The organism is Frigoribacterium sp. 2-23 (assembly GCF_049601585.1).
GTDB lineage: Bacteria > Actinomycetota > Actinomycetes > Actinomycetales > Microbacteriaceae > Frigoribacterium.
The window spans coordinates 169566-188399 of sequence record NZ_CP187126.1; the positions used below are offsets into that span (position 1 = coordinate 169566).

Below are 18834 nucleotides of genomic sequence, written 5' to 3' on the forward strand. Positions count from 1 at the left end.
GAGCGAGGTGCATTGATCAGAACGAGGTGCCCCCGGGCCGCGGCGCGTGCCCGACCGGGGCAACGATGTGTCGCGTCGGGTGCATGTTCGGCCGCAACACCCGCCGGACGCGTCACATCGTCGGGAGGTGCGGGGGAGGGACGGGGGAGAAGGAGGCGCGGGTCAGGCGACGGGGCGATGCGGGAGATGGTGGATCGACTCCGTCGCGAGCTCGGCACCGACCGCGTCGTGCGACGTGACGGCCTCGGCCAGATCCGCGTAGTGCCCGGCGAGGTCGTCCCAGTCGAGGATGTCGACGAGCCCCGGTGCGCGCAGTTTGTACGACAGACCGTCGCGCGTGCTGCGGTACAGCTCCACGAGCAGCGTGTTCTGGCAGTGCTCGGCGAACAGGTCGAAGAGCTCGAGGTTGATGCTGTTCCAGGCGGCGCCGTCACGGGCGGCCACGGCCTTCGTCGCGTCCTCGATCAGGGATGTCGCCGAGGTGCGGGCGGCCGTGGGGAGGTCGGGAGTCGCCAGGCGGGTCACTCCGCCGAGGATCACCCCGAGCGTCTGGATCGCATCGAGCACCTCGTCGGGGTCGGGCGTCATGACGCGGGTGTACCGGTTCGGTGCCATCTCGATCAGTCCGGCACTGGCCAGCTCGCCGAGCGCCTCCCGGATCGGGGTGCGCGACACCTGCAGCCACGCGATCAGCTCCTCGTCGTGCAGGCGCTCGCCCGGTTCGAGGGTCCCGTCGAGGATCGCCTCGCGGATTCGATCGCGCACCGTCTCGCGCAGCAGTCGACGTTCGGCGGAGGGTTGCGACGCGGGCACCGGCATGACGGCATTCTGCACGATGCCGCCCGCAGCGCGCGCCCTCTCTTTTCGCGAGGCGTGCCTCCTGCCCGTCGCGACCCGTGCCTCCTGCGGTTCGAACCGCAGCACCCGGCCTGCCGACCCGCGCCTCCTGCGGTTCGAACCGCAGCACCCGGTCTGCCGACCCGTGCCTCCTGCGGTTCGAACCGCAGCACCCGGCCTGCCGACCCGCGCCTCCTGCGGTTCGAACCGCAGGAGCGGCTGTGCCGGGCGGCGAACCTCGTTCTGGCCAAAGAACCTCGATACAACGAGGTTCATTGGCCAGAACGCGGTTCTCGGCCCGGACCCGCCCGCCGCGCCCCCGCCCACAGCACCCCCACTCACCGCAGGGCTGGCGCCACCGCGCCCGACGAGCTACGCTGAACATCTGATCGTGCAACCGCACCAATGTTCGGAGTTACCGTGCAAAGACGCACCGCCACCATCCTCGGCATCGACGCCGGGACGACCTCGGTCAAGACCGTCGCCTTCACGCTCGACGGTGCGATCGTCGGCGTCGCCCGCTCCACCGTGCACATCGCGCGCGGCGAGCACGGCGAGGCCGAGGCCGACATGAACCGTGTCTGGGACGCCGCCGCCACGACCGTCTCGGCCGTCGTCGACCAGATCTCCGCCGACGGCCACGAGGTCGTCGCGATCGGCATCACCGGTCAGGGCGACGGCGCCTGGTTCGTCGACGAGCGCGGCGTGCCCGTCCGCGATGCCGCCCTCTGGCTCGACGCCCGCACCTCCGACCGCCTCGACGCCTGGCTGCTCGACGGTCGCGCCGACGCCGTCGCGCGGGCGACCGGCTCGCCGCTCTTCCCCGGAGCCGTCCCCCTCCTGCTCGCCGACCTCGCCGACACCGATCCGGAGGCGCGGGCCCGCATCGCGACGCAGCTCAATTGCAAGGACTGGCTGCGCTTCAAGATGACCGGTCGCCGGGCGACCGACCCGAGCGAGGCCAGCCGCGGCTGGCTCGACACCGCCACGGGGCGTTACAGCGACGACCTGCTGGAGGCGCTGGGCCAGTCGGACATGCGCGACCGACTCCCCGAGGTGCTCGACCCCGTGAGCGTCGCCGGCGCCCTCGATTCCCGCGTCGCGGCCAGTCTCGGCCTGCCGCCGGGCATCCCGGTCAGCGTCGGTCTCGTCGACACGGCGGCCGCGGGTGTCGGGCTCGGTGCGGTGAACGACGGCGACGGCTACGCCATCCTCGGCACGACCGGGTTCGTCGGGGTGAACCACGCCAGGCGCTCCGACGTGCGGGTCGACGCGAGCATCGTCCTCTCGACCGGTCGGGGCACGCAGGTGCTCGAGTCGCTGGCCCCGATGACGGGCACGCCCAATCTCGACTGGGTGCGCGACACCCTCGGGCTCGGCGACCTCGACTGGCGCGAGGTCGAGCGGCAGGCCGCCGCCGTCCCGCCGGGCAGCAACGGCGTCGTCTACCTGCCGTACGGCTCGCCGAGCGGTGAGCGCGCCCCCTTCTTCGACAGTGCGGCCTCGGCCGCCTGGCTCGGCATGAGCATCACGACCTCGCCCGGCGAGCTGCTGCGCAGTGTCTACGAGGGCCTCGCGTTCGGTCTCGCCGAGTGCCTCGACGCGCTCGGGCTCGACGGCGCGCTCGCGATCTGCGGCGGCGGCTCCGACTCGGATCTGCTCTGCTCCGTCCTGGCCGACGTCTCGGGTCGCGAGGTCAGGAGGCAGGACGCACCCGAGGTGGGCGCCCGCGGCTCCGCGATCATGGCCGGCGTCGCCGCCGGGGTGTTCGCCGATCTGCCCGCGGGTGTCGCGGCCCTGACGCCCTCGTCGACCGTGTTCGCTCCGGACGACGCACGCCGCGCCTCCTACCGGGAGTCCGCCGCGGTGTTCGCCGCGACCCGCGATGCGCTCCGGCCGCACTGGCGCGCCCTGCGCCGGCTGCGGGACGCGGCACCCGCGCCCGCGCCAGCCGACCCGGCACCCGCGCCCGCCGACGCGACCGTGCTCGCCTGACCCGCGCCCGCGCCCGCACCCCCCCCCAGACCGACCGACCCCACGACCCGCGAACCACCCAGGAGGACCTCATGACCGACAAACCCCGCGTACTCGTCACCGCCGCGTTCGACCCCGACGTCGTCGCGCGTCTGTCCGAGCGGTTCCACGTCACCGTCATCGAGCCGAGTCTCGACGGCCTGTCGCTCGCCGAGATGGGTCTCGAGCGCGAGCTGGCCGCGGCGGACGTCATCGTCGCCGAGCTCGACGTCGTCGACGAGGCGACCCTCGCGCTCGCACCCGACCTGCAACTGGTCGTCTCGTGCCGCGCCAAGCCCGTCAACGTCGACCTCGACGCGTGTGCGGCCCGCGGTATCCCGGTCGCGACGACGCCGGGACGCAACGCCGAGGTGACGGCCGACCTGAGCTTCGCGCTGCTGCTCGCGACGGTCCGCCACGTGAGCGCGTCCGAGCGCTGGCTGCGCGCCGGCAACTGGAGCGACGACGACGTGTTCGAGCCGTACTCGATCTTCCGCAGCATCGGGCTCGGCGGCCGGACGCTCGGCATCCTCGGCGGCGGTGCCGTCGGCGCGCGGGTGCTGAAACGGGCCCGCGGTTTCGGCATGACCGTGAAGGTCTACGACCCCTTCCTGCCCGCCGACGCGTTCGGCGACGAGGCCGTCGTCGCCCCGCTCGACGAGGTGTTGAGCACGTCCGACATCGTCACGGTGCACGTGCCGCTGATGCCCGAGACCGAGGGGCTGCTCGGTGCCCGCGAGCTCGCCCTGCTCAAGCCCAGCGCGTTCCTGATCAACGCCGGGCGGGCCGCGATCATCGACGAGACCGCCCTGATGGACGTGCTCCGCGACCACCGCATCGCCGGCGCCGGCTTCGACGTCTACTACCAGGAGCCGCTGCCCCACGACTCCGAACTGCTCGCCCTCGACAATGTCACGCTGACGCCGCACATCGCCGGGGCCTCCGACGACGTCATCGGCGAACACTCCCGCATCGCCGCGGAGGCGCTCGTCACGTGGGCCGACGGCGGTCAGCCGCGGGCGATCGCGAACGCGCGGCAGCTCGCGGCGGCGGCGTCGACGACCGCGTAGGAGGCGCGGGTCCGGTCGACCGCGCCGGTCGCCTCCGCGCCTCCCGCAGCTGCGACATCGCGCCGTCGCACCTCGTTCTGATCAACGCACCTCGTTCTTGCGAGGTGCGTTGATCAGAACGAGGTGCGTAGGCGGCGGCAGCGGCGGCGGCGGCGGCAGCGGCAGCGGCAGTGACAGCGGCGGCGGCTCAGCCGAGCAGCGCCTCCGCCGTCGCGGAGTCCGTCACGAGCATCGTCAGCAGCCCGCTCGCGAGCGCGGCGCGCAGCGGCACGACCTTCGACGCGCCGCGGGCGATGCCGAGCCGGCGCGGGATGCCGCGCAGCTGGTCGAGGTCGAGCGCGATGATCCGGTCGTCGAGCGGGCTCGTGACGTGCCGACCCTCGGCGTCGAAGAACCGTCCGGCCAGGTCGCCGACCGCGTGCGCCGCGATCAGCTCGTCCCGCGTCGAGGCGGGCAGCGAGCCGAGCAGGATGCCCTCGTCGCGACCCGTGCCCCCGACGCCCGCGACGAGCAGGTCGGCGCCCGCCGCGAGGGTCAGCACGTCCGCGACGGCGGGGTCGGAGTACGCCAGCGCGGCCGCCTCGGCGGTGGCCGAGACGAGCGGTGCGGGCAGGTGGAACGCCCGCCCCCCGGTCGCCGACGCGAGCCGCAGTGCGAGCTCGTGCGGGTTCGATGCCTGGGCGGGTCCGCTGCTGCTGCCGCCGATCGGGACGAACGTGCCGCCGGTCGTGCTGCGTGGCACGGCCGAGACGACCTGCGCCACGGCGGTCGAGAGCCCGAGCGCGACGGTCATGTCGGTGTCGAGCACGGTGCCGAGCGCCTCGGCGCCGACGCTCGCGAAGGCGCGGTCGGCCTTGTCGGCGTCGCCGACGCTCGGCGAGATCCAGACCTGGTTCAGGCCGTAGCGCTCGGCGAGGCGATGCTCGTCGTCCGCGAACAACGACTCGTCCACGTGGACGACGATCTCGACGACGCCGGTCGCGCGCGCCTCCTGAAGCAGTCGCGTCACGCGGATGCGGGACAGCCCCAGCGCATTCGCGATCTCCTGATGCGTGAGCCCGTGCTCGTAGTACATGCGAGCGACCCGACCCATGAGCATGTGAACGAGCGTACTCGACGTCGTACATCTGTTCTTGACAGCGCAGAAGGCGCGGGGCAAGATGAGTGCATTAGTTCAGTCTGCTGAACAATTGTTCAACCCGGGTCACTCAACGAGGAGTCACGACATGGTCAGCATGGTCAGCATCACCCCGCCCCGAGAGGGCGGATTCGCCCGGCTCCTGCGCACGCAGGGCATCTCCCGTCCGATCGCCTGGGGCTTCGTCGCGGTCACGCTGTTCATGGTCGGCGACGGCATCGAGGCCGGGTTCCTCTCGCCCTACCTCGACAGCCTCGGTTTCACCGAGGGCTCCGTCGCCCTGCTGTTCGCCGTCTACGGCATCGTCGTCGCCGCGGCCGCCTGGCTCAGCGGCGCGCTCGCCGAGGCCTGGGGCCCGAAGCGCGTCATGATGCTCGGCTTCGGCATCTGGGTGGTTTTCGAGGTCGTCTTCCTGCTGCTGGGCGTGATGCAGCAGAACTTCACGGTCATGCTGATCGCGTTCGGCATCCGGGGGCTCGGCTACCCGATGTTCTCCTACGGCTTCCTGGTCTGGGTGACCATGGACACCGACGAGGCCGTCATGGGCCGCGCGGTCGGCTGGTACTGGTTCTTCTCGACTCTCGGTCTCGGCGTCATCAGCTCCTACTTCGCCGGTGCCGTCATCCCCGTGATCGGCGAGCTCGCCACCCTCTGGCTCTCGCTCGCGTTCATCGCGGTCGGCGGCATCATGGTCGCCGTGCTGCTGCGGAACCCCGTGCGCGAGCCGATCACGGTCGCCGCCAGCGTGCGCGGCGTCGTGAGCAGCATCACGATCGTGAAGTCGAACCCGCGCGTCGGATTCGGCGGCGTGGTCCGCCTGATCAACACGCTGTCGTTCTACGCGTTCGTCGTCTTCCTCAGCACGTACATGGTGCGCGACATCGGCTTCACGCAGACGCAGTGGCAGGTCATCTGGGGCACCATGCTCGCGGCGAACGTCGCAGCCAACCTGATCTCGGGCTACCTGTCGGACTGGATCGGCCGCGTCAACGTCATCGCCTGGGCCGGCGGCATCGGCTGCTTCGCCACCGTGCTAGGCCTGTACTACGTGCCGACGGTGCTCGGCCCGGTCTTCGGGCTCACCCTCGTCATCGCGATCCTCTACGGACTCGCGCTCGGGATGTTCGTCCCGCTGTCGGCCGTCGTGCCGCTGCTCGCCCCGATGCACAAGGCGGCCGCCGTCGCGATCCTCAACCTCGGGGCCGGGCTCAGCCAGTTCATCGGTCCGGTCATCGCCGGGCTCGTCGGCCCGATCGGGGTCGGCGGCACCGTCTGGGTGATCGCGGTGATGTATCTCGTGGGCTTCGGGCTGACCTTCCTGCTGAAGAAGCCGGCGGACGAGGTCGAGCGGGACACCGACCCGGCCCGCGCCTCCGGCGTGGCCATCGAACCCGACGGACGCGGCGCCGTCGCCTGACGACCACCCGGCAGCCGCGACACCACCCAGACAAGAGGAGCACCACCGTGAGTACCACCACCCCCGACACCACCGCCGTCGCCGCCGCGATCGCCGAGCTGCAGGACGTCGGTCGCAACGCCGTCGAGCGCGGTCTGGCCCTCGCCAGCGGCGGCAACCTGTCGGCCCGCATCGGCGCCGACCGGTTCGTCGTCACCGGGGCGGGCACCTGGCTCGACCGCCTCCGGCCGGAGGACTTCTCGGTGATGACCCTCCACGGCGACGTCGCCGGGGGCTCGCCGAAACCGTCGAGCGAGTGGAAGCTGCACCAGCGCAGCTACCAGGTGCGCCCCGACGTCAACGCGGTCGTGCACGTGCACCCGCAGCACGCCGTGCTGCTCGACGCGCTCGGACACCGCGTGCGGCTCATCACCCTCGACCACGCGTACTACGTGAAGTCGGTCGGGCGCACGCCGTTCTATCCGAACGGCTCCGACGTCCTGGCCGACTCCGCGGCCGAGCAGGCGGCCGAGCACGATTGCATCATCATGGGGCACCACGGCTGCTCCGCTCTCGGCGACTCCATCGAGATGGCCTTCCGCCGCGCGCTCAACCTCGAGGAGGCGGCGACCGCGACCTACCGCGCCCTCGCGTTGGGCGACACCACGTCGGAGTTCCCGGCCGCGGACTTCGCCGCGCTGCACCACGCCTGAGCCGGTACCTCGGCACCTCGGCGCCTCGCCCCCTCGACCCCCTCGCCCCCCTCACCCCGGGAGACAGCTATGACCACGTACGACACGACTCAGGCCACCGCGGCCCCGACCGATCTCGACCCTCGGGTCGACGAGACGACGCGGGCGTTCCTCGCTCGTCCCCCGCGCCTCCTCATCGACGGTCGGTTCGTCGAGGCCCACAGCGACCGGGTGATCGACGTCGTCGATCCCGGCACCGGGCACGTGATCGCGCACGCGGCGGCCGGCGACGCCGTCGATGCGGACCGCGCGGTGCAGGCGGCACGTCGGGCGTTCGCGCACGATGCCCCGTGGCGCCGGATGAGCGCGCTGGACCGCGGGCGGCTGATCGAACGCTTCGCGCGCCTCCTCGAGGCCCACGCCGACGAGATCGTCGCGCTCGAGGTACTCGACGGCGGCAAGCTGCGGCAGAGCGTGATCGAGAACGACCTGCCGCTCGCGATCCGGCACCTGGAGTACTTCGCCGGCTGGTCGTCGAAGATCGAGGGCAACACAATCCCGGTGTCGATGCCCGACGTCATGGTGCGCACCGAGCGCGAGCCCGTCGGCGTCGTCGCGCAGATCGTGCCGTGGAACTTCCCGCTGCTGATGGCGATGTGGAAGATCGCCCCGGCGCTCGCGGCCGGCTGCACGATCGTGCTGAAGCCGGCCGAGAACACGCCGCTGACCGCGCTGCGCTTCGGCGAGCTCGCCCTCGAGGCAGGCATCCCGGCGGGCGTGCTCAACGTGCTCACCGGATACGGTCAGGAGGCGGGGGAGGCCCTCGTCGACCACCCCGGTGTCGACAAGGTGGCGTTCACCGGCTCGACGGCCGTCGGCACGCGGATCGCGCAGCGCGCGGCCCCGATGGTCAAGCGGGTCACACTCGAGCTCGGCGGCAAGAGCCCGAACATCGTGTTCGACGACAGCCCCGTCGACGAGGCCGCCGCGGGAGCCGCCGCCGCGATCTTCTCGAACGCGGGTCAGTCGTGCTCGGCCGGGTCGCGGCTCTACGTGCAGAAGAGGTCGTTCGACGACGTCGTGGGTCGCCTCGGCGAGATCGCGTCGGCGATGCGAGTCGGGCACGGTCTCGACTCCGCGTCGCAGGTCGGGCCACTGATCAGCACCCGCCAGCACGAGCGCGTGCGCGGGTTCATCGACGGCGCGCAGGAGCAGGGCGCGACCGTCGCCGCGGGCGGCAGCTCGATGCCGTCGTCCGTCGACCCCGGAGGCTTCTACGTCAGCCCGACCGTGCTCACCGACGTCGACGACACGTTCACGGCGGTGCGCGAGGAGATCTTCGGCCCCGTCGTCGTCGCCCAACCCTTCGACGACATCGAGGAGATCGCGCGGCGCGCCAACGACTCGCCCTACGGACTCGCGGCCGGCATCTGGACGCGCGACATCTCGCGCGCCAACCGACTCGCCCGGCGGCTGCAGGCCGGGACGGTCTACATCAACATGTACGGCGCCACGGATGCCGCCGCGCCCTTCGGCGGGTACAAGCAGTCGGGGTACGGGCGCGACATGGGCCACGCGAACCTCGAGTCGTATCTCGAGACGAAGACCGTCTGGACCAGTCTCGCGCCGTAACCCGCGCCTCCTGCGTTCCCGTCCCTCCCCGTCCGTCCCTCCCTCCCTTCCTTCCTCTCAACGATGTGTCGCGTCGGGCTGATGTTCTCGGAGAACATCGACCCGAAGCGACACCTCGTCGGGCTCGCGGGCGAGGGGCGGCTACGGCTGCCGTCGGCTCCGGCGGAGCCCGGTCACGATCGTGAGCGCGACGAAGCCGAGGACGAACACGGCGACCACCGGGATCGCGATCGCATCGCCGATGGTCTCGCTGCGGCGGAGCCCCACGGCGACGAGCGCCACGACGAGGCACGCCACGGCGCCCCAGGTCGCTCCCCTTGTAGAAATTCTCGTCAAGGTGCATACCCCCTCTGCTCGATTATTGACTAGTGCATCGTATCAGGCCCGAAAGTTCAAATAATTTGACATGACGTTCATGCAGTGCAAGCGTGGTTGATGCCCTCCGATGGGGTGAATGTGCATTGGATATACCAACAGGCCGCGGGGGCGGCTGATAGGAGAACACACATGCAAATTCGAAACGGAGTCCGGGCGTTGGCCGCGAGTGTCGCGACGGGGGTTGCGATCGTCGGTGGAGGAGCACTCCTCACCGCCGCACCCGCGAGCGCGATGGTGTGCAACTACAGCGAGGAGATCGAGTCCTACAGCTCCGACTGGCAGGTCAGCGTGCCCATCGTCGGGTCCGTCGATCCGTTCGGCGGACAGCGGCAGGTGGCGCACTGGGGTAACTGCTCCAGCGGCAAGGAGAAGGTGAAGGTGACCTGGAAGGGCGGCTCGAAGACGTACTGCGTCCCGAAGGGCGACACCCGACTCGGCTTCACCGAGAACGACAAGCAGATCAGCGGCGCCAAGAAGACCGGCACCTGCTGAGAGGGGGAAGCATGAACAAGCTCAAGCGAATCTCTGCTCTGGCCGCCTGTGGGGTCGCCGTCGTCGGCGGCTCTCTCGTCGGCGCCGCGCCCGCGCAAGCCGCCTCGCCGTGCGGGTTCTACCCGATCACGACCGGCAGCCTCGGGGGTGGTGACGACGGTCACTACGAGAAGGGGACCTACAACAACTGCAAGTCGAAGAACGTCACCATCACGGTCAAGTACACCTATGCGACGAAGCAGATGTGCGTGACACCGGGTGAGACGACGCTCTACGCCAACCCCGATCTCGGCGCCCTGACCGGGGCGACCTGGACGAAGAAGTACTGCTAACCAGCGCTACAGGTTTACGGTTGTCGAAGATTATATAAACCTCGTTCTGTACAACGAGCCTCGTTATAACGCGGTTCGTTGCACAGAACGAGGTCCTTCGGGAGCCGAGGAGGCGCGGGTCGCGTCCCCGAGAACGCCCGCCCCGCGCCCCGTGGCAAGCTGCATCGCTGAAGACACTCGTCCTCGGCGGCACCGCCTGGCTCGGTCGGCACCTCGCGCAGCGCGCCCTCGAGCGGGGGCACGACGTGACCTGCGTGGCACGGGGTTCGGACATCCCGGACGGTGCCCGGCTCGTCACGGCCGACCGCGACGACGACGACGCGCTGAGCGGCGTCGCGTCCGAGCACTGGGACGCCGTCGTCGACGTGGCCCGGCAGCCGGGGCACGTGCGCCGGGCGGTCCGCGACCTGCGCGACTCGGCGGATCGGTATGCGTTCGTCTCGACCACGAGCGTCTACGCATCCCAGGCCGAGCTCGATGCCGACGAGACCGGCGCGGTGCTCGAGCCGCTCGAGGCGGACACGTATGACGGCGCCGAGCTCTACGGCTCCGCAAAGGTCGCGTGCGAGGACGCCGTGCGCGCCGGGTTCGACGACCGCAGCCTGATCGTCCGTCCCGGCTTGATCGGCGGCCCGGGAGACCCGACGCGCCGCACGGACCACTGGCCCTGGCGGTTCGCGCACCCGGCGGCCGACGGTGCGGTGCTGGTTCCCGATGCGCCCGAGCTGCCGGCGTCGATCATCGACGTGCGCGACCTCGCCGACTGGCTCGTGCACGGCATCGAGGCCGGAGTGTCGGGGACGTTCAACGCCCTCGGCCCGGTCGTGCCGTTCCCCGAGCACCTCGAGGCCGCCCGTCGTGCTGCGGTTCGAATCGTAGGAGGCGCGAGTCGGCCCGTCCTCGCCCCCGAGACCTGGCTGACGGACCACGGCGTCGGCCAGTGGGCCGGACCGGGCGCCCTCCCGCTCTGGATCGCCGACCCCGACTGGTACGGCATGAACGCGCGGTCGAACGCTCGGGCGCGGGCGGCGGGTCTGCGGCTGCGGCCGCTCGAGGAGACGCTCGCCGATGCGCTGAGCGCGCGCGAGGCCGCGTCAGGTGGAGACTCGGCTGCCGGCTCGACCGCCGGCTCGTCGGTCGGGCTGAGCGATCGCGACGAACACCGTCTGCTCGAGGAGCTCACCGCCGCACAATGACACCGCGCTCTGCGCAAGACACCGCGATATAACGCGGTGTCTCGCGCATAACCCAGTGCCACGCGGTGCCAGCCGGTGCGGTGCGGTGCCAGCCTGCGCGGAGCGGTGCCAGCCGGTGCGGAGCCGTGGGACGAGTCCTCGGCGCCCGGCCCCGCGCCTCCTACGGTTCAAACCGCAGCATCCTGCTCGCTGGGCCGCGCCTCCTACGGTTCGTACCGCAGCGTCCGGCTGGCTGGGGCCGTGGCTCCTACGGTTTGAACCGTAGGAGCCGGACAGCGGACGCGCCTCCCGCGCTCGCCGACTCGCGCAGCCAGCGCCTCCCGCGCTCGCCGACTCGCGCAGCCAGCGCCTCCCGCGTCGGCCGACCCGCGCCTCCCGCGCTCCGAACCTCGTTCTGGCCAATGAACCTCGCTACAACGAGGTTCGTTGGCCAGAACGAGGTTCTCGGCGACCGAGGCTGTCTGCCGAAGACCGAGGTTGTCTGCCGAAGACAAGGAGGCGCGGGTACGGTCCGAGAGGTCCGGCACAGTGCCGGCGTCGAAGGGACGGACCATGCTGCTCGAAGGCAAGACGATGATCGTGACGGGTGGCAACTCGGGGATCGGCGAGGCGATCGTGCTCGCCGCCGCGGCCGAGGGCGCGAACGTCGTGATCGACTACGTCGCGCGCCCCGACGACACCGACGACCTCGTGAAGCGCATCGAGGAGGACGGCGGCCACGCGATCGGCGTCGAGGCCGACGTGAGCAAGATCGACGACGTGCGTCACCTGATCCAGGTCGCCGTCGAGACGTACGGCCGCCTCGACGTCATCGTCAACAACGCCGGCATCGAGACGCGCACGAGCATCCTCGACACGACCGAGGCCGACTTCGACAAGGTCATGTCCGTCAACCTGAAGAGCGCGTTCTTCGGCACGCAGCTCGCGGCGAAGCAGTTCCTGAAGCAGGACGGCCCCGGCGTCGTCATCAACATCTCGTCCGTGCACGAGGACTGGCCCATGCCCGGCAACATCGCCTACTGCGTCTCGAAGGGCGGCACGCGCATGCTGGCCCGCAACGCCGGGGTCGAGCTCGGCAAGCACGGCATCCGCGTGGTCAACATCGCCCCCGGTGCCGTCGACACCCCCATCAACTCCTCGACGAAGAGCGACCCCGAGAAGCTCGCGAAGCTGCGCGAGTCGATCCCCGAGGGCGACCTCGCGAAGCCGTCCGACATCGCGGGCACGGTCGTCTTCGTCGCCTCCGATCACGCGTCGTACATCACCGCGACGACGGTCGTCGTCGACGGCGGCATCATGCAAGGAGGCGCGGGTCTCTGACCCGAGACCGCCCACCAATCAAGATGACCCGTTCGGTGGGTGTCACCGCGAAACATCGGCCGAACGGGTCACTTCGTCGCGAGGGTCCTGACGAGTTCGGGAACGGATGTGACGCGAGCAGCTACCCGAGGAGGCGCCGGGCCGCTGCGAGCACGGCCTCCTCGTCGACGCCGCGCAGGTGTAGCAGCTCCGGCCCCGAGCCCGACTCGCCGAACTCGTCGATGCCCACGACCTCGCCGTCCAGCCCGGCCCAGCGGTACCACGGCTGACGGCTGCCCGCCTCGACGGTGACCCGCGCGCGCAGGCTCGGCGGCAGCACCTCGTCGCGGTACTCGCGCGGCTCGGCCTCGAACCACTCGTGGCACGGCATCGACACGACGCGGACGGCCGTCCCCGACGCGGCCAGCGTCCGAGCGACCGCGAGGGCCACGTGCACCTCGCTGCCGGCGGCGACGAGGGCGAGCTCCGTCGCCGGGTCGGCAGCCGGGGTCGAACGCCACAGCACGTACGCGCCGCGGGCGGTCCCGGCGACGCTCGCCGTGCCTCCTTCGAGGTCGGGCAGGTTCTGCCGGGACAGCGCGAGCGCAGTCGGCCCGGTGGGGGACACGAGGAGGCGGCGCCACGCGGCGACGACCTCTCGCGCATCGGCCGGGCGCACGACGTCGAGACCGGGGACGGCGCGCAGCGTGGCGATCTGCTCCACGGGTTGGTGCGTCGGACCGTCCTCGCCGACCGCGACCGAGTCGTGCGTGTAGACGTACAGGCTGGGCAGGCCCATCAGCGCGGCGAGCCGGATGCTCGGCCGGGCGTAGTCACTGAACGCCAGATAGGTCGAGCCGTAGGGCCGCCAGAGCCCGTGCAGGGCGATACCGCTCAGGATCGCCGTCATCGCATGCTCGCGGATGCCGAAGTGCACGAAGTCGCCCCCCGGGTTCCTCGCGGTGACGGGCTCCCCGGGCACGGCGACGTTGGTCGACGACGAGAGGTCGGCCGAGCCGCCCCAGAGTCGCCCCACGGTGCGGGCGGCGACGAGGGCCGCGCCGGACGTGGTGCGGGTCGCGGCGCCGGAGTCGACGGGGATGCCCGCGAGAACCGCGTCGACGGCGGCCTCGTCGACATCCGCCTGCAGCGCGTCCCGCGCCGCGGCCTCGGCGGGATGCGCCTCGCGCCACGCGGCGACGTCCGCGTCCCACCGCTCGTGCAGGGCACGGCCGCGCTCGCGGGCGCCGAGGGCCCAGTCGCGCACGTCGTCGGGCACGAGGTCGGCCAGGGTCGCGTCGGCCGCGAAGCCGAGCGTCGTCTTGACCGCCGCGACCTCGTCCGCGCCGAACCCGCCCGCGTGCGCCGCCGGGGTGCCGGCCCGGAGCACGGACGGCGCGCCGATCACGGAGCGCACGGCGACGAGGGTGGGGCGGCCCGTGCTGACCCGTGCCTCCTCGAGGCGGGCGCGGAGCGCGTCGCGATCTGTCGCGTCGTCGACGTCGAGCACCTGCCAGCCGTAGGCGCGGTAGCGAGCCCGCACGTCTTCGGCGAAGGCGACATCCGTGCCGCCGTCGATCGTGATGCGGTTGTCGTCCCAGACGAGCACGAGGTTGTCGAGGCCGAGTGTGCCGGCGAGACTCGAGGCCTCGCCCGAGACACCCTCCTCGAGGCAGCCGTCGCCGGCGACGACCCAGACGGTGGGTGCGAACAGGCCGGTGCCCGCTCCGTGCAGGGCCTCGTCGCGGCGGGCGGCCAGGGCCAGGCCGACGGCGCTGGCGACGCCCTGACCGAGGGGGCCCGTGCTCATGTCGACACCGGCCGTGTGGTGCAGCTCGGGGTGGCCCGGCGTGCGCGAGCCGAGCGTGCGGCTGCGTGCCAGCTCGTCGAGGCGGAGGTCGTAGCCGGTCAGCACGAGCTGCGTATAGAGCAGGAGGCTCGCGTGCCCGGCCGACAGCACGAAGCGGTCGCGCCCGGCCCACTGCGGGTCGGCCGGGTCGTGCCGCAGCACGTGCTGGAAGAGCGTGTGCGCGAGCGGAGCCAGCGCCATCGCGGTGCCGGCGTGCCCGTGGCCCTTGGCCTGGACCACCTCGGCCGGGATCGCGACGGCCGCGGCGACGGCGCGCTCCTCCAGGGAGGCGCGCTCCTCGAGCAGGGCGGCGACGCCGCTAGGGTCGTTTTCGGATCGGGTCGGGTGAACGTCGTCGTTGGCCATTCGTCCACATTCGTATACAAATAGACATAAGTCAACCAAGCTGTGTGTCGCTGCCGTGCCTCCGCCCGGTCGCCCGCCCCGCACCCACCCCCTGGAGGTCCCGTGGTCACGACTCCCCGATCGCCGTCCACGGGCTCGGGCGTGGTGCTCGATCTCGTCCGTCGCGGGGTCGCCACGACGCGCTCCGATCTGATCGAGCGCCTCGGCTGGTCGCGGGTCACGCTGGCCCGCCGTCTCGACGACCTGCTCGCCGCCGGCTTCATCGTCAGCGCCGGCCAGCTCAGCTCGAGCGGCGGCCGTCCGCCCGAGGAGTTCGCGGTCGACGCCGACGCCGGCGTCATCCTCGCGATCGACATCGGGGGCTCGCACACGCGCGTCGGGGTGACCGACCTCGTGTCGACGGTGCTGAGCGAGGACGAGGCCGACATCGGCCTGCACGACGGCCCGGACGAGATCTTCAGCTGGGCGATCCAGGTCTTCGACTTCCTGCTCGCCGACCTCGGCCGGACGCGCGCCGACGTCCGCGCGATCGGCGTCGGCGTGCCCGGCCCGGTCGACGCCGTCACGGGGCGGCTCGGCAGCCCGCAGCTCGACCCGCGCTGGGAGGAGGTGCGCGTCGACGACTACTTCGCCGGCTTCGACGCCGTCTTCGCCGTCGACCGCGACGTGAACATCCTCGCGATCGGCGAGTCCCGGCTCAGTTGGCCCGAGTACTCGCACCTCACCGTGGTCAAGGTCGGCATGGGCGTCGGCTCGGCCTTCGTCCTCGACGGCCACGTCTACCGAGGAGCTCGAGGAGGCGCGGGTCAGCTGAGCGCGCCCCGTCGCGACCGCGAGCCGCTCGTCCGTCTCGAGCAGGTGGCGAGCGGGGCGACCATCCGTGCCGTGATGCGGGAGGCCGGGCGCGACGTGTCGACGAGCGCCGATCTCGTCGCCGCCGCCCGGGCGCACGACCCGATCGTGCTCGAGCAACTGCAGCGCGTCGGGGAGCAGATCGGCGACTCGCTGGCCGAGGTCGTGGCGCTGCTCAACCCGCAGGCCGTCATCGTCGGCGGCAACCTCGCCGAGACGGGGGAGCGGCTCGTCGCCGGCATCCGCACCGCCCTGCTCTCGGGCACGCACGACTTCTCGCGTCGCGGTCTCGTCGTCGAGCGCGCGCGGCTCGGCGACAAGGCCGGCGTGCGCGGGGCCTCGCTCATGGCGCAGGACGCCCTGTTCGACATCGCCCGCGTCAGCGCCGCCACGAGCCGTCGCCCCGCCTAGCGGGCCGCACGACACCGCTCGGGGGACGAAGCGCCCCCGGGCCCGCGCCTGCGTCGTCCCAGGACCGGTGTTTCGCCTCACTCGGCGGCGGACTTTAGGACACGAGTGGTCAAAAGCCTCGTTTCGGGCTAGGCTCCATCGAAGTCGACGGGAGCGCCGTCGGCGAGACTAGCTGCCCGCGCAGCGCCGAGCGAAGGAGCCCGACGATGGCCGTCGACCTGGCAGAAGAACTGCACCGCGAATCGATCACGACCGGTGCGCACGCCTCCGACTGGCGCGAGGCCATCCGTCTCGCCGGTGCCGGCCTGGTCGCCTCCGGAGCGACGACCGACGCGTACACCGACGAGATGATCGCCGCCGTCGACGAGCTCGGTCCGTACATCGTCATCGCGCCGGGTCTCGCGCTCGCGCACAGCCGTCCGTCACCGGCCGTGACGGCCACCGGCCTCAGCTGGGTGAGTCTCGCCTCCCCGGTCGAGTTCGGTCACAAGACCAACGACCCCGTCGACCTCGTCATCGGTCTCGCCGCCCTCGACCACGAGGGCCACATCGAGGTCATGTCGGCGCTCGCCGGCGTGCTCGCCGACGACGAAGGCCTCGCCCGACTGCGAGCGGCCGCCGGCCCCGACGACGTGCTCGCGACACTGCACGAGCTCGCCGCCGTCTGACCCCGCCGGGCCGACCCGGCCCCCTCACCAGCGGCCACCGCGCCGACCACGACCCCGCACCTCCTCGGAAGGAACAACCCACCATGAAGATCATCACCGTCTGCGGCATGGGCATCGGAACATCCGTGCTCCTCAAGATGAACGCCGAGAAGGCGCTGCGCGCCCTCGACATCGACGCCGACGTCGAGGCCGCCGACATCGGCACCGCCCGCGGCGCCGCCCGTACCGCCCAGCTCGTGCTCACGAGCGAGGACCTCGTCGAGGAGCTCGGCCAGGTCCCGGCCAAGGTCGTCGTCATCAACAACTTCACGAACGTCGCCGAGATCCAGGCGAAGATCCAGGAATCGATCGCCTGACGCCTCGCGTCGGCTGATCGTACGAAGAACTCGGACAAGGAGTCCCAATGGAGTGGCTGGTCGTCGTACTCGACTTCATCGGTAAGCAGATCCTCAACGTTCCTGCTTACCTCATCGGAATCATCACGGCGATCGGTCTGATCGCCCTTCGCCGCAACGCCGGACAGGTCGTCGGCGGCGCCCTCAAGTCGGCCCTCGGGTTCCTCATCCTCGGCGCGGGCGCGACCGTCGTCACCGGGTCGCTCGACCCGCTCGGCACGCTCATCCTCAAGGTGACCGGCGCCCAGGGCGTCATCCCGACGAACGAGGTCATCGCGGCCGTCGCTCAGCAGCAGTACGGCGCGCAGAGCGCCTACGTGCTGGTGCTCGGGTTCCTCGTGATGCTCGTGCTCGCACGCTTCACACCGCTGAAGTACATCTTCCTGACCGGTCACCACATGGTCTTCATGTCGGTGCTGATCACGGTCGTGCTCTCGGTCGGTCTCGGCGACGGGCTCAGCTGGCTGACCGTGCTGCTCGGGGCGGTGCTGCTCGGCGTGATCATGGTCGTCATGCCCGCGTTCGCGCAGCCGTTCATGAAGAAGATCACCGGTGACGACTCGATCGCGATCGGCCACTTCGGCACGCTCGGCTACGTCGCCGCGGCCTCGACCGGTATCGCGGTCGGCGGCAAGAGCAAGTCGACGGAGGACATCAAGTTCCCCCAGGGGCTGAAGTTCTTGCGCGACTCGATGGTCGCCACGAGCCTCTCGATGGTGCTGATCTACCTCGTCTTCACGGTCTGGGGTCTCATCGTGCTGCCGCAGAAGGAGGCGTTCGAGATCTTCGGCGTCACCGACGGCGGCGCGTTCATCATGGCCGGCTTCGCGCAGGCGCTGCAGTTCGGCGTCGGCGTCGCGATCATCCTCTACGGTGTGCGCACGGTGCTCGGCGAGCTCGTCCCCGCCTTCCAGGGCATCGCCGAGAAGGTCGTGCCGGGTGCGAAGCCTGCGCTCGACATCCCGCTGGTGTTCCCGTACGGCGCCAACGCCGTGTTGATCGGGTTCCTGTCGTCGTTCGCCGGTGGTCTCGTCGCCCTCGGCGTGCTCGCCGCCTGGCTCAACCCGGTGTTCGGCCTCGCGCTCATCCTGCCCGGCATGGTGCCGCACTTCTTCACGGGTGGTGGCGCCGGAGTCTTCGGCAACGCGACCGGTGGACGCAAGGGCGCCGTCGCCGGCGGATTCGTCAACGGCCTGATCATCACGTTCCTGCCGGCGATCCTGCTGCTCGTGCTGGGCAACCTCGGCCTCGCCAACAGCACGTTCGGCGACGCGGACTTCGGCTGGTTCGGCACGCTGATCGGTGTCAGCTTCACGGGCGGACCTATGGTCGGCGTCATCATCAGCCTGATCGTCGGCGTCGCGCTCGTCATCGGCGCGTCGGTCTACCAGGTCAAGCTGGTCGACGGCGGCTGGGTGCCCGGCGCGAAGCGCGACGCGCGTCTCGCCGCGGAGCAGGCCGACGCGGACGCGGCCACGGCGGCCGCGAAGGCCTCGTCGACCCGCTAGGCACGCCCGATCGAATCCGACCCGTCGCCGGGTGCTGCTCCCCTCAGTGCCCGGCGGCGGGTCTTCGTCGTCGCCCCCGGTCCCGCCCCCCCTTCCCCGGCCCCTTCTCTCAACGATGTGTCGCGTTGAGCTGATGTTGCCGCCCAACATCGACCGAACGGGTCACTTCGTCGAGTCCCTTCCGAACGATGTGTCGCGTTCGGCTGATGTTGCCGCCGAACATCGACCGAACGGGTCACGTCGTTGAGACCCTTCCGAACGATGTGTCGCGTTCGGCTGATGTTGCCGCCGAACATCGACCGAACGGGTC

The 18834-nt window shown here is 71.0% G+C and carries 17 protein-coding genes; 13 read left to right on the forward strand and 4 right to left on the reverse strand.

The window, feature by feature from the left end; all coding sequences use genetic code 11:
- Positions 1–162: 162 nt before the first annotated feature.
- Positions 163–819 (reverse strand): GntR family transcriptional regulator, encoded by a 657-nt coding sequence (locus ACPEEZ_RS00830; protein ID WP_423921464.1) that lies wholly within the window; start codon positions 817–819, stop codon positions 163–165.
- 438 nt (positions 820–1257) lie between these two features.
- Here ACPEEZ_RS00830 and ACPEEZ_RS00835 point away from each other — a divergent pair, with 438 nt between their 5' ends.
- Positions 1258–2832, forward strand: a complete 1575-nt coding sequence (locus tag ACPEEZ_RS00835; protein WP_423921467.1) for an FGGY family carbohydrate kinase — start codon at positions 1258–1260, stop codon at positions 2830–2832.
- 71 nt (positions 2833–2903) lie between these two features.
- The gene (locus ACPEEZ_RS00840) at positions 2904–3920 is read left to right on the forward strand and encodes an NAD(P)-dependent oxidoreductase (protein WP_423921470.1); all 1017 of its coding nucleotides are present in this window, start codon (positions 2904–2906) and stop codon (positions 3918–3920) included.
- Positions 3921–4107: 187 nt separating this feature from the next.
- Here ACPEEZ_RS00840 and ACPEEZ_RS00845 read toward each other — a convergent pair whose 3' ends face one another.
- The gene (locus ACPEEZ_RS00845; protein ID WP_423921473.1) at positions 4108–5019 is read right to left on the reverse strand and encodes a sugar-binding transcriptional regulator; all 912 of its coding nucleotides are present in this window, start codon (positions 5017–5019) and stop codon (positions 4108–4110) included.
- A gap of 127 nt (positions 5020–5146) precedes the next feature.
- Here ACPEEZ_RS00845 and ACPEEZ_RS00850 point away from each other — a divergent pair, with 127 nt between their 5' ends.
- The 3 genes from ACPEEZ_RS00850 (at position 5147) to ACPEEZ_RS00860 (ending at position 8778) form a co-directional block, all read left to right on the forward strand.
- The gene (locus ACPEEZ_RS00850) at positions 5147–6475 is read left to right on the forward strand and encodes an MFS transporter (protein ID WP_423921476.1); all 1329 of its coding nucleotides are present in this window, start codon (positions 5147–5149) and stop codon (positions 6473–6475) included.
- Between the two features lie 47 nt (positions 6476–6522).
- Entirely contained in the window at positions 6523–7167 is a 645-nt protein-coding gene (locus ACPEEZ_RS00855; protein ID WP_423921479.1) for a class II aldolase/adducin family protein, read from the forward strand.
- A 69-nt stretch (positions 7168–7236) separates the two neighbouring features.
- Positions 7237–8778, forward strand: a complete 1542-nt coding sequence (locus ACPEEZ_RS00860; RefSeq protein ID WP_423921481.1) for an aldehyde dehydrogenase family protein — start codon at positions 7237–7239, stop codon at positions 8776–8778.
- A gap of 141 nt (positions 8779–8919) precedes the next feature.
- Here the strand turns inward: ACPEEZ_RS00860 and ACPEEZ_RS00865 are convergent, their stop codons facing one another.
- The gene (locus ACPEEZ_RS00865; protein WP_423921484.1) at positions 8920–9114 is read right to left on the reverse strand and encodes a hypothetical protein; all 195 of its coding nucleotides are present in this window, start codon (positions 9112–9114) and stop codon (positions 8920–8922) included.
- Between the two features lie 171 nt (positions 9115–9285).
- On the opposite strand from ACPEEZ_RS00865, the gene ACPEEZ_RS00870 reads away from it, so the two are divergent.
- The 4 genes from ACPEEZ_RS00870 (at position 9286) to ACPEEZ_RS00885 (ending at position 12496) form a co-directional block, all read left to right on the forward strand.
- Positions 9286–9648 (forward strand): hypothetical protein, encoded by a 363-nt coding sequence (locus ACPEEZ_RS00870; RefSeq protein WP_423921487.1) that lies wholly within the window; start codon positions 9286–9288, stop codon positions 9646–9648.
- An 11-nt stretch (positions 9649–9659) separates the two neighbouring features.
- Positions 9660–9980, forward strand: coding sequence for a DUF6355 family natural product biosynthesis protein (locus ACPEEZ_RS00875; RefSeq protein ID WP_423921490.1), 321 nt, complete (start codon positions 9660–9662; stop codon positions 9978–9980).
- 167 nt (positions 9981–10147) lie between these two features.
- The gene (locus tag ACPEEZ_RS00880) at positions 10148–11176 is read left to right on the forward strand and encodes an NAD-dependent epimerase/dehydratase family protein (protein ID WP_423924310.1); all 1029 of its coding nucleotides are present in this window, start codon (positions 10148–10150) and stop codon (positions 11174–11176) included.
- Positions 11177–11728: 552 nt separating this feature from the next.
- On the forward strand, positions 11729–12496 hold the full coding sequence (locus tag ACPEEZ_RS00885; RefSeq protein WP_423921493.1) for an SDR family NAD(P)-dependent oxidoreductase: 768 nt from the start codon (positions 11729–11731) through the stop codon (positions 12494–12496).
- 121 nt (positions 12497–12617) lie between these two features.
- Here ACPEEZ_RS00885 and ACPEEZ_RS00890 read toward each other — a convergent pair whose 3' ends face one another.
- Positions 12618–14690 carry a transketolase family protein gene (locus ACPEEZ_RS00890; protein WP_423921495.1) on the reverse strand — a complete coding sequence of 691 codons (2073 nt, stop codon included), beginning with the start codon at positions 14688–14690 and terminating at the stop codon, positions 12618–12620.
- Positions 14691–14792: 102 nt separating this feature from the next.
- Here ACPEEZ_RS00890 and ACPEEZ_RS00895 point away from each other — a divergent pair, with 102 nt between their 5' ends.
- From ACPEEZ_RS00895 to ACPEEZ_RS00910, 4 genes are all read left to right on the forward strand, one after another.
- Entirely contained in the window at positions 14793–15953 is a 1161-nt protein-coding gene (locus ACPEEZ_RS00895) for an ROK family protein (RefSeq protein WP_423921498.1), read from the forward strand.
- A gap of 206 nt (positions 15954–16159) precedes the next feature.
- Positions 16160–16621 (forward strand): PTS sugar transporter subunit IIA, encoded by a 462-nt coding sequence (locus tag ACPEEZ_RS00900; protein WP_423921500.1) that lies wholly within the window; start codon positions 16160–16162, stop codon positions 16619–16621.
- Between the two features lie 83 nt (positions 16622–16704).
- Complete coding sequence (locus ACPEEZ_RS00905; protein WP_423921503.1) at positions 16705–16977, forward strand: PTS sugar transporter subunit IIB; 273 nt, start codon at positions 16705–16707, stop codon at positions 16975–16977.
- A 47-nt stretch (positions 16978–17024) separates the two neighbouring features.
- Positions 17025–18524, forward strand: coding sequence for a PTS ascorbate transporter subunit IIC (locus ACPEEZ_RS00910; protein WP_423921506.1), 1500 nt, complete (start codon positions 17025–17027; stop codon positions 18522–18524).
- The last annotated feature ends 310 nt before the right edge of the window (positions 18525–18834 follow it).